The organism is Rhizobium sp. YS-1r (assembly GCF_000757525.1).
Lineage (GTDB): Bacteria > Pseudomonadota > Alphaproteobacteria > Rhizobiales > Rhizobiaceae > Neorhizobium > Neorhizobium petrolearium.
In genome coordinates, this window is record NZ_JPYQ01000056.1 from 319,610 (window position 1) to 330,383 (window position 10,774).

Sequence of the window (10,774 nt, forward strand, 5' to 3'; positions counted from 1 at the left end):
TGGAAATCATGTGTTCACTCTCCTCAATTGCCGGCAGCAAGCTCGATGGCGCAGGCGGCCAACGTCTCGGCGGAGCCCGGCGCGAACGTTGCCGCCAAACCGTAATAGCGGTGCGCCTCATCCACCTCATAACCGCCGTGCAGGAATTCACTTGAAGGCGGGATGTAGCCCGGATTATCGTCGGCAAAACCGACAACGAAGGCCGGTTTTTCGGGACCGATTGCTGCGCGGATCGCAAGCGCGGTTTCGGCAAATATCTCGCCGGGCAGCGCCACGACCGGCACGCCGCCCCAGTCGAGCACGGTAACGCGGGCGGAAAGCGGTTCGGGCTCACCAGACGCGACAGCGCGAGCCCATTCAGCCCAATATCCAAGCAGGCTTCTACGGGCAGGCTCGGCCGTCAGTGCTTCTTCCCGCCAGCGTTTTTCGAGAATTTCGGGCACTTCCGTCTCGCGTCGCCGAAAGCCGAGGGTGACGGTGCCGTTTCGCGCTGCAACGGTGCCGGAAATCGTTTGCTCGGAGGCTGCAAGGGCCGCGTCGGCGACCTTGCGGCCAATGCGTTCTGCGGCTTCGAAAGTCCGGTCCGGATTGGCCGAGAGCGTGATCGAGGCATGCGCCGAATGGCCGGTATTGGTATCTCCGACGCAGCCGGTCATGAACAACGCGACCGCACCGGGATAGGCTTCTTCCAGCGCCTGCCGCACGAAATGCGGATAGTCTGCCGTCCAGAGCAGGTTGTCAGCGGCGAGCACGACCGGGTGACAGGCATAGGCCGTTACGACCGCGATCATGGCACCGTCTTTGTCGCGAATACGCAGCAGCGGCAGGGGGGCGTCCACCGGCCCGCCGGGATGGCGGCGATTGCGGGCAATCCCCGGATCACTTCCCCGCCCTATCGTCATCGTCGCATGCTGACGCGCGGCGGCGGCCTTGTCGACGGCCGCGATACAGGCGTCTTCCAGCCGCTCCAGGTAGGTGGGGTCGGCGGCAATGCTGAGCCGGCCGGCCATGGAAACCGGACCACCGTGATTATGGAGCGCGGCGACCACGACATTTTCCGCCGGCAACACGCAGCGCTTTCTGATCCGGGCGCTCATGGCCGCGTCGATGCCGATGACATCGGCCACCACCACCGCCGTTTCCCCGATCACCACGGCCCGCGCCGTCAGCGCGTCATGCGCACCTTTCGCCGGCAGGCTTCGGGCGGCAAAGCCGGACATGGCAAGACCTGGCGGCGGCGTGATATCGACGATGGCGGCACCGGCTCGGATCATCCGCAAAACGCCTTCTCGCCATGAACCCAGGCCTCGCGAACCTTCAACTCGCGTTCGCCTTCCGACCAGTCGAAGCGGATGAGATCGGCACGGCCACCGACCTCCAGTCTTCCACGCCCGCCGACGAAGCGTCCGGGATTTTGGGTCGCCAGAACCAAGGCATCCGCCAGCGGAATTCCCGCCATGTCGGCGGCGATCGCCACATTGGCGGAAAGCGGCAGGCTGGCGCCGGCGAGATAGGGCGTGCCGGCAACACTGATGCGGCCTTCCGGCGAAACCTCGACGCGGCCACCGACCGGCTGATCATAAACGCCGGGCGGCATGCCGGCGAGCGCCACCATGTCGGACACAAGGATTGCCCGATCCATGCCTTTGGCGCGCAGCATGGCCTTGAACGTATCAGCCGGCAGGTGCCAGCCGTCGGCGATGAAGCTCGCCGTCAGCCGATCGTCGGCAAGCTGCGCCCAGATGAAATTCGGATGGCGCGGCAGCATGGCAGCCGCCCCGTTGCCGAGATGGGTGGAGAGCACCGCACCTGCTTCCGCCGCCGCATGGATTTGCTCCGGTGTCGCGGCCGTATGGCCGAGCGCGACATGAACACCTCGCGCCGCAAGAGCGCTTATATAGTCGATGCTTCCCTCGTACTCGGGGGCGATCGTCACCATGGATACGAGATTGCCGCAGGCTTGTTGCCAGCGATCGAATTCCGCAATCGAAGGCGGACGGACATGCTCCAGCGGATGCGCGCCGCGCGGGCCGTCCTTGTCTGAGATCGACGGGCCCTCGACATGTACGCCCGGCACCATTTCAGCGATCAGCCGATGGCCGGCACGGATTTTCGCGATGGCTTCCAACGCCCGGAGGATCGCTTCCTCCGAGGCGGTAATGATGGTCGGCAGCCATGTGGCCACGCCGACGCCTAGAAGCTCTTCGCAAAGTGAGAGAACGATCTTCGGCGTCACCTCGCCGTTGTTCAGGTCGAAGCCGCGAAAACCGTTGACCTGCAGGTCGACGAGACCCGCCGAGAGAAAATGCGAGCTGGTGTTTTCTGCCGGGCGGATGGCGGAAATCCTGCCGTCCGCGATCTCGATCGCGACACCTTTGCCGGTTCGGGGATCGATACCGTCGACGACCATGGTCAGAGCGCCCTCACCCGGCCCTGGAATTTGCCGATAAAACGGGCATTCGCCTCGTCGCCGCCCGGCGCGTTGCCGCTGCGCCAGACCGGCGGTTCGATGCCGTGCTCGACAAGCTTGGCGACCGTGCGGATCACCAGGCAATTGAGCGTGAAAGCATTGGCGAACGTGGAGATTGCCGCGATGTTCTCGCTCATGCCGGGCACGGTGACCACCGCGTCGCCGATCGGTACCTTGCAGTCAACGACAATGTCGACGATGTCGTGCAGATTCTGCCTGGTCGGATGCCGCGCCGGGTGATCCGGCGACGTGTTCGAGGCATGCTCACGGGAACTGATGCCTATCAGGAATGTGCCGCGCCGACGCGCCTCCAGCGCCGCATCGATCAGCGCCGCATTGATCCCGTAGGCATTCACCAGGATCAGCAGGTCGTTTTCGCCGAGCCGCTGGTTGGCGATCACCACCTTGCCGTAACCGGGCGTGCGTTCGATCGCCATGGAACGCAATGCCCCGTTCGAAAGCAAGGTGCCTTCGTCCAGTATGGCACTGATATGCATCAGTCCGCCGGCGCGGAAGAAAACCTCCTGCGAGGCAAGGTTGGAATGGCCGCCAGGGCCATAGATATGCACCAGACGGTCGGCGGCGATCTGATCCGCCAACTTCGAAGCCGCCTGATCGAGCGGAGTCTTTTCCTCCTCCAGCACCCGGCGCATCAAGGCTTGGGTCGAGGCGAAATAACCTTCGCAGAGCTGATCCGCATCGATGACGGTCTTGTCAGGCATCGGGGTCGGAGTCCTTGTCGACATAGAGGGTGCATGCGGCGTGGTAGCGCAGGACGCTCGCCGGGCATTCGGTGGTCAGCGGACCGTAAAGCGTCTTCGAAACGGCATCGCGCTTGACGGCGCCCGGCACGACGCAGAACAGCCGGTCGGCTCTGAGCAGGCGCGGCACCGTCAAGGTGATCGCCTCGTGAGGCACGGAGGCGAGATCGGGAAAACACTCGTCATCGACCTGCTGCTGGCGGCAGACATCGTCCAGCTCGACGATCTTGACGTCCAGCGGATCGGCGAAATCCGCAACCGGCGGGTCGTTGAAGGCGATGTGGCCGTTGACGCCGATGCCGAGGCAGACGAAATCGATCGGCGCCTCGTTCAACAGGTCGGCATAGCGGCGGACCTCGGTCGCGGCATCCGGCTCCGGCGTGATGCGATGAACGGCTGCGAAGGGCAGCTTGCCGAAGACGTGCGCGTCCAGCCAGTTGGCAAAACGGGCGGGCGAAGACGGTGAGAGCCCGATGTATTCATCCATGTGGAAAGCTGTGACGCGACTCCAATCGATGCCCGGCTTGGCGCAGAGCGCCTCCAGCATATCCGCCTGGCTGGGGGCGGCCGCAAACACCATCCTCACACCGGATTGACGGGCAAGACGCTCGGTCAAAGCAGCCGCAATATCCGCTGCCGCAGCAATCCCCATCTCGGCCCGTGTTGCAAAGCTCTCGACGACAAGCCGATCGAAGGTCTGCCGCGTTCTCGGCGAAGGGCGAAGGACGGTGGCAAGGTTCAATGCGGTCTCCATATCCTCATCTCAAGCGACCGGGAGATGCGCTTCCGCATCCGGTACAGTCCCTTTTTCTTGTTGATGAAAGATTTTCATGCAACCGGTTGCATGTCAAGTGGATGAATGGCAGTCTTCGGGCTTGAATTGATGGAGCTTCAGGATTCGTGGTAGTCGGGTTCAAAACGGGCGAGTTTCCAGAATCCATGATCAAGCGAGCCAAGGGCGTCACCATCAGCCAAGTCGCGGAGGCGGCCGGCGTGGCGCGTTCCAGCGTCTCGCGCGCCTTCACGCGGCCGGACATGCTCTCGCCCGAAACGGTCGAGCGGATCATGAAGGCGGCGGAAGCGCTCGGCTACGTGCCGAACCATACGGCACGGGCGCTCAGCACCGGCCGCCACGGAAATGTCGGGCTGATCGTGCCGGATATCGCCAACCCTTTCTTCCCGCCGATGATCCGGGCTGCCCAGCTGGAAGCCGACCGCTCCGACTTCTGCATCTTCCTCGGCAATACGGAGGAAAACCCCAAGCAGGAGGACAAGCTGGTCGGCCGGTTCGCGGGCCAGGTGGAGGGGCTCGTGCTCGCCTCCTCGCGTCTTTCCGACGAGCGCATCCGCGCCCATGCCGGGAAATTGCCGCTCGTACTGATAAACCGCGACCTCGATGGCATTCCACGCGTGCTGATCGACAGCGGTTCCGGCGTGCACGAGGCAGTGGAGCATCTGGCCAAGCTCGGGCATCGCAAGATCGTCTATGTCAGCGGTCCCTCGACCTCCTGGTCGAACAAGCAGCGGCGTTCCGCCGTGCGGGCGGCCGCATCCAGCCTGGGTATCGAAGCCGAGACAGTGCCGGCCGTGCTGCCGAGCTACAATTCCGGACGCAACGCCGTCGGTGCGATCCTTGCAACCGGGGCAACGGCGGCGATCGCCTTTGACGACCTGACGGCACAGGGCGTGCTTGCCGGCCTTGCCGAAAAACATGTGAGCGTGCCCGGCGATTTCAGCCTGATCGGCTGCGACGACGTGCTCGGAGCCGTCACCTATCCGGCCCTCACTTCCGTTTCCAACCGTTCGATGGAAGCAGGCCGCGTTGCCGTCTCGCTGCTGCTCGACATGCTGCAATCACGCGCCATCCGTGATGTGCGCTATGTACTGGAAACCCATCTCGTGGTGCGGAACACGACGGCAGCCTTGCGATAAAGCACCGGGAACCTTGGCCCGCGGGACAGGTTTGGGAAGCATTCCAACCTTTCGCGGGAGGCGTTGATGCCCAAGAAGAAAAAGAAATGGTCGCAGGATGTGACTGAACACAGTGATGCCATGGACCTTCAGGAGGGCGTGTTCAAATCGCGCAGCCCCAAGAAGATTGCAGATTCGCTGAAACATTCGGCCAAAACCAGCGAGAGGCGCAAGTCGAATCCCTTCCGTTCGGCCATGTCGATGCTGACTTTCTATATCAATCGCGCCGGTGGCCAGCTTTCCAAATCACGGCGCGCAACGCTGGAAAAAGCCAAGGATGAGTTGCGCAAGGATTTCGGCCATGACCCGAAGCATTAAAACCGTGCCGCCGAGCCTTGATCCTGCCGCACCCGCCGCTGCCATGACCGTCGACACCATCTTCCTTGAACCCAGCGGCCAGGTGCCGAACCATCCGGGCCTGCCGGTGCTCATCTATCGCAACGCGATCCCGGCGGAAGGCGAGATGGCTCCCAAGTTCGAGACGTGTTTCAGCAAGAATGGCTGGCAGGGAACCTGGCGCAATGGCGTTTTCGATTACCAGCATTACCATACCGGCGCCCACGAAGTGCTAGGCATCGCCGCCGGCCGGGCGCGGCTTCTGATCGGCGGGCCGGATGGCGTGGAACTCAGCGTCAACGCCGGCGATTGCCTCGTGCTGCCGGCGGGAACCGGCCACAAGCGGATCGATGCGAGCCGCGATTTTCTGGTGGTCGGCGCCTATCCGCCCGGCCAGCATCCGGATATCCAGACCGGCCCGGCAAGCGAGGCCCAGCTGCAAAAAATCGCACATCTTCCGATTCCCGCCACAGATCCGGTGGAAGGCGAGAACGGTGCGCTGAAGCGGTTCTGGGCACGCCGATAGGCCAAAAAACGAGCATCGGAACACGACGTCATAAGCGGACCCGCTCAGGCCATTAGATTTAAGCCGGAGCGCATTTTCCCGCAGGGAGATTGTTTGACGCTCCTCAAAATATATGGCTACCTTATACCGGAGCGCGAACGGGAGGAGACTGTCTCGCGTCATACTTTCCGGCCTCGCCCTCGATGTGCCGGACTGACTCTAGGAGGAGAGTGCAGTGAACCGCTTTCTCGCAAGCGCCCTGGCGCTGATGATTACCGCATGCCTGTCAGCGGGTGGCGCGCGCGCAGCCGAGGACAATTATCCCAGCAGGCAGATCACGCTGATTGCAGGCTTCCCCGCCGGCAGCGGTGCGGACGTCTATGCCCGCTTTTTCGCAAAGAAGCTCGAAGAGGCGCTCAAGCAGACCGTCATCGTCGAGAACAAGCCGGGCGGTCTCGGAAGCCTTTCGGTCGTCGCGCTGAAGAACGCGAAACCGGACGGTTATACGATGCTGATCGGCAGCGCCGACCAGTTCACCGCTGCTCCGCACGTCTTCCAGAATCCGCCCTACGATCCGCTCAAGGATTTCGACTACGTCGCCCCGGTCTTCAGCCAGGCATTCATGATGCTGGTGAACGCCAAGTCCCCCTATATGCATATTTCCGACCTGACCAAGGCGATGAAGGAAAAGGGCGACAAGGCATCCTATGCCACGCCGAACTTTCCGGCGACCATTCTTGCCGAGATGTACAAGGCCAATGCCGGCGGCCTCGATACCCTGCAGGTGCGCTACAAGACCAGCGCAGATACGCTGAACGATTTCTCAAGCGGGGCGATCGACTATATGGTCGGTGATCCGGTCTTCGGGCTGGCCCGCTCGCGTGACGGCACGTTGCGCATTCTTGCCGTCAGCACGGCAAAGCGCATTTCATCGGTCCCGGATATCCCGACTTTCGAGGAAGAAGGCGTGCCGAATGTGGACGTGCGTATCTGGTGGGTCCTGGCCGCACCCAAGGGCACGCCCAAACCGATCCTCGAAAAGATGCACAAGGTCATGACCGAGGTCACCACCAGCGACGATGCCCGCAAGTTCGTCGGCACCAATGGGGGTGAACCGATGACGCTCGACAGTCCGCAGGCCACTCTCGACTATGCGACCATGGACGTGAAGCGCTGGGAAGAGTGGGCGAAGATCGGAAAGATCGAGAAACAATAAGTAAAGCTTCGTGGGGACGGAGGCGGAAAAGGGTCGAAGGTAAATCTTCGGCCCTTTTTCTTTGTTGCTTTTTTAGAGGTTAGTCGCCCCTTCTGTCGGCACTGCCCCAGCTAGTCCCGATTCTGAACAACCTGTGATCGTAGTCCATCCTGCCGTTTTCCGGCGGGAAGTGAAATTCAGTGCCGATTTCGCCGGAACAAGCCTCCCTGCCTTGGAGTTACACGCAAAACTCTACGGCAAGGCACAACCGATGAACACGCGCCCCCAATTCGCCTCACGGACCTCGCTCTCGCAACTGCCACCGCAGATTTATTACGTTCATCCGTTGATACTGAAAGGCCTGGACGCCTGGCGTGAAGTCTTTGCGCATGCCAAAGACCTCGGCTTCGACACCGTGCTGACCGCTCCCCTTTTCGCACGCGGCCGCAATGCCAGCGTCTTCGTGACGAGAAACTTCGACCGGCTCGACCCGGAGCTGGAATTGGGTACCTCCGTCGAGGATGGGTTCAAAGCGCTGATCGAAGCGGCCCGGGCGCAGGATCTCAGGCTGATGCTCGATCTCATCATCGATCGAGTGGCTGATGACGAACACACCGGCTCGATCGCCGCAGACCCCCGCGTGGCGCCGCAGGAAAGCCTGAGCCGCCGCATCGATTTCCTGAGCGAAGCCCGGCATGTCGAGGATTGGCGCAACCGCATGGCGTGGCTCGCCGGCCTTGGCATCGCCGGCTTCCGCTGCCTGGGGATCGGCCGCATTGCGCCGGAGGCGTGGTATAACCTCATCGTTTCGACCCGCAGAGCAGCACCGGGAACAAGCTTCCTTGCCTGGACGCCTGGCAGCGCCTTCGAGGATCGGAAGGCCCTCAAGGGTGCCGGCTTCGATGGCAGCTTCTCGTCCTTCGCCTGGTGGAATCTCGAAGAACGCTGGATCATGGATGAATACCAGATTCAGCGGCAGATCGGCTACCAGATCACCTTCCCGGAAGCGCCATTCGGCAAACGCATGGCCCATGGCACGGACAGCTGCGAGGTGCTGCAGCGCAAGGCGATCCGGGCGCTGAAGCTCGCTTCGACCTTTGCAAGCGGACTGATGATCCCGATGGGGTTCGAATATGGTGCGGCCGTTCCGCTCGACCCTTTGCACGGTGACGGGTTAGGCCTGCGCGGACTGCAGGATCAAGGCGCGTTCGATCTTTCGGGCGACATCCGCGCGTTGAACGCCAGCACCAACAAGACCGTCGCCGGTTTTGCCCGCCAGCCGTTGAGGCTCATCTCCGCCAGTCAGACACCAGCCGTCGCGTTGCTACAGACGGATCAGGAGGACTTGCGTGCCTCGCAGAAAATCCGCGTCGTGGTGCTTAATCGCGACCTGCGCAAGGTGACCAGCGCGCCCTTCAACGTGCTGCGCGAAGCCGCCTCCTCTTTTCTGCCGCTGACGGCACTGGACGACGAAAATGAAGTCTTCGCCGCTGAAATCGAGCTGAAGCCCGGCGAACTGCGCATCTTCGAGGGCCGGTCATCCGTCCCGGTCATCGATGCTGTCCCGGTGCCGACCGCCCAGGAAGCTGCCGCTTCGCCGCGCCTTGCGATCGAAAAGATCACGCCTTCGGTCGATGACGGCCGCTTCGTCGTCAAGCGTGTCGTCGGTGAAATCGTGAAAGTCGAGGCCGACATCTTCAGTGATGGACACGATCCGCTTTCGGCGGCCCTGCTCTGGCGCGCGGCCGATGATGAGAACTGGCATGAAGTCCGCATGCAGCTTATCGAAAACGATCGCTGGCAGGCCGAATTCACGCCGAGACGCATGGGCCGGCACGAATTCGCGGTCGAGGGCTGGCGCAGTACCTTCGCCATCTTCCGCTACGAATTCATCAAGAAGCACGAGGCGCGGCTCGATCTTCGCCTGGAAATCCAGGAAGGCATCAACCTCGTGCTCGATGCGCTCGACCATGCATCCGGCCAGATCAAAACGCGGCTGCAGGCTCTATTCGACAAGTTGACGGAGGTGCAGGATACCCAGCGCACGGAAATCCTGCTGGCGGCAGAAACAGCCGAACTCATGGCGCAAGCCGACCGCAAGCCGCATGGCGTACGCTCCCAGGTCATCCCGGTTGACGCAGAACGCACGGCAGCCGCATTCGCAAGCTGGTACCAGATTTTTCCGCGCTCCCAGAGCGGCGATCCGGGCCGACACGGCACGTTTGACGACGTCGCCCGTCGCCTGCCGGCGATCCGCGAGATGGGCTTCGATGTGCTCTACTTCCCGCCGATCCATCCGATCGGCAAGACGAACCGCAAGGGCAGGAATAACAGCCTGCGGGCAGCACCGGAAGATCCCGGCAGCCCCTATGCGATCGGCTCCGAGGCGGGTGGCCATGACGCGATCCACCCCGAGCTCGGAACATTCGAAGACTTCCGCCGGCTGATCGATGCCGCAGAGGAGCATGGCCTCGAAATCGCTCTCGACCTCGCGATCCAGTGCTCACCCGATCATCCCTGGCTGAAGGAACATCCCGGCTGGTTCGACTGGCGCCCGGACGGCACGATCCGCTATGCAGAAAACCCGCCGAAGAAATACGAGGACATCGTCAATGTCGATTTCTATGCCTGCGACGCGGTCCCGTCGCTCTGGATCGAATTGCGCGACGTTGTTCAGAAATGGGTGGACCAGGGTGTCAAACTCTTCCGCGTCGACAATCCGCACACCAAGCCCTTTCCGTTCTGGGAATGGCTGATCGCCGATATCCGCTCGCGACATCCCGACGTGGTCTTCCTGTCGGAGGCCTTCACCAAGCCGAAGGTCATGTACCGGCTCGCCAAGATCGGTTTCTCGCAGTCCTATACTTATTTCACCTGGCGCAACGCCAAGTGGGAACTCGAAGAGTATATGCACGAGATCACCACCGAAGAGCCGAAGGATTTCTTCCGGCCGCATTTCTTCGTCAACACGCACGATATCAACCCGGATTTCCTGCAGAATGCGCCGCGCCCGGCCTTTCTTATCCGCGCCGCGCTCGCCGCAACGCTTTCCGGCCTCTGGGGCGTCTACAACGGCTTCGAACTCTGCGAAGGCAGGCCGGATGCCAAGCGCAAGGAATATGCGGATTCGGAAAAATACGAGATTCGCGCCTGGGACCATGACCGGCCGGGCAACATCAAGTCCGAGATCACCATGCTCAACCGCATCCGCCGCGAGAACCCGGCGCTGCACTCGCATCTCGGCATCCAGCGTCTCACCGCATGGAACGACAACATCATGTTCTACGAGAGGGCGAGCGCGGGACGGGAGAACGTCCTGCTGATCGCGGTGAACCTCGATCCCTACAATGCCCACGAAGCGGATGTCGAAATTCCGCTCTGGTCATGGAACCTCCCCGACCACGCCGCGCTTGATCTCGAAGACCTGATCACCGGGCACAGGTTCACCTTAGCCGGCAAGATGCAGAGGATCAGGCTCGATCCTCATGCAGGACTGCCCTTTGCGATCTGGCGCGTGAGATAAGGGAGGAAAGCAA

Annotated in this window: 9 protein-coding genes; 5 read left to right on the forward strand and 4 right to left on the reverse strand. The window is 62.1% G+C overall.

Annotation, left to right across the window (positions count from 1 at the left end; all coding sequences use genetic code 11):
* Window positions 1-23 precede the first annotated feature (23 nt).
* Genes JL39_RS27170 through JL39_RS27185 form a run of 4 tightly spaced genes read right to left on the reverse strand, consistent with a single transcriptional unit; the run spans window position 24 to window position 3,973 of the window.
* Window positions 24-1,274, reverse strand: coding sequence for a neutral/alkaline non-lysosomal ceramidase N-terminal domain-containing protein (locus JL39_RS27170; RefSeq protein WP_037158170.1), 1,251 nt, complete (start codon window positions 1,272-1,274; stop codon window positions 24-26).
* On the reverse strand, window positions 1,271-2,410 hold the full coding sequence (locus tag JL39_RS27175; protein WP_037158173.1) for an amidohydrolase family protein: 1,140 nt from the start codon (window positions 2,408-2,410) through the stop codon (window positions 1,271-1,273). The genes JL39_RS27170 and JL39_RS27175 overlap by 4 nt, the downstream gene beginning before the upstream one ends.
* A 2-nt stretch (window positions 2,411-2,412) precedes the next feature.
* Window positions 2,413-3,192 (reverse strand): SIS domain-containing protein, encoded by a 780-nt coding sequence (locus JL39_RS27180; RefSeq protein ID WP_037158175.1) that lies wholly within the window; start codon window positions 3,190-3,192, stop codon window positions 2,413-2,415.
* Entirely contained in the window at window positions 3,185-3,973 is a 789-nt protein-coding gene (locus tag JL39_RS27185; protein ID WP_320443005.1) for a 6-phosphogluconolactonase, read from the reverse strand. Before JL39_RS27185 ends, JL39_RS27180 begins: the two co-directional genes overlap by 8 nt.
* Before the next feature lie 197 nt (window positions 3,974-4,170).
* Here JL39_RS27185 and JL39_RS27190 point away from each other — a divergent pair, with 197 nt between their 5' ends.
* The 5 genes from JL39_RS27190 to JL39_RS27210 all read left to right on the forward strand — a co-directional run bounded on the left by JL39_RS27190 (window position 4,171) and on the right by JL39_RS27210 (window position 10,761).
* The gene (locus tag JL39_RS27190) at window positions 4,171-5,163 is read left to right on the forward strand and encodes a LacI family DNA-binding transcriptional regulator (protein ID WP_037158179.1); all 993 of its coding nucleotides are present in this window, start codon (window positions 4,171-4,173) and stop codon (window positions 5,161-5,163) included.
* Between the two features lie 66 nt (window positions 5,164-5,229).
* Window positions 5,230-5,520, forward strand: coding sequence for a DUF3175 domain-containing protein (locus JL39_RS27195; protein WP_037158181.1), 291 nt, complete (start codon window positions 5,230-5,232; stop codon window positions 5,518-5,520).
* Window positions 5,521-5,563: 43 nt separating this feature from the next.
* A complete protein-coding gene (locus tag JL39_RS27200; RefSeq protein WP_037159821.1) occupies window positions 5,564-6,064 on the forward strand; it encodes a cupin in 501 nt (166 codons plus the stop codon).
* A gap of 214 nt (window positions 6,065-6,278) precedes the next feature.
* Window positions 6,279-7,259: a tripartite tricarboxylate transporter substrate binding protein gene (locus JL39_RS27205; RefSeq protein ID WP_052183145.1), complete on the forward strand. Its 981-nt coding sequence runs from the start codon at window positions 6,279-6,281 to the stop codon at window positions 7,257-7,259.
* Between the two features lie 250 nt (window positions 7,260-7,509).
* Complete coding sequence (locus JL39_RS27210) at window positions 7,510-10,761, forward strand: alpha-1,4-glucan--maltose-1-phosphate maltosyltransferase (RefSeq protein WP_037159827.1); 3,252 nt, start codon at window positions 7,510-7,512, stop codon at window positions 10,759-10,761.
* Window positions 10,762-10,774: the final 13 nt, after the last annotated feature.

Coding starts and splice junctions, on each gene's coding strand:
- JL39_RS27170 (WP_037158170.1), bottom strand. CDS start 1,274: ATGATCCGAGCCGGTGCCGCCATCGTCGATATCACGCCGCCGCCAGGT.
- JL39_RS27175 (WP_037158173.1), bottom strand. CDS start 2,410: ATGGTCGTCGACGGTATCGATCCCCGAACCGGCAAAGGTGTCGCGATC.
- JL39_RS27180 (WP_037158175.1), bottom strand. CDS start 3,192: ATGCCTGACAAGACCGTCATCGATGCGGATCAGCTCTGCGAAGGTTAT.
- JL39_RS27190 (WP_037158179.1), top strand. CDS start 4,171: ATGATCAAGCGAGCCAAGGGCGTCACCATCAGCCAAGTCGCGGAGGCG.
- JL39_RS27195 (WP_037158181.1), top strand. CDS start 5,230: ATGCCCAAGAAGAAAAAGAAATGGTCGCAGGATGTGACTGAACACAGT.
- JL39_RS27200 (WP_037159821.1), top strand. CDS start 5,564: ATGACCGTCGACACCATCTTCCTTGAACCCAGCGGCCAGGTGCCGAAC.
- JL39_RS27210 (WP_037159827.1), top strand. CDS start 7,510: ATGAACACGCGCCCCCAATTCGCCTCACGGACCTCGCTCTCGCAACTG.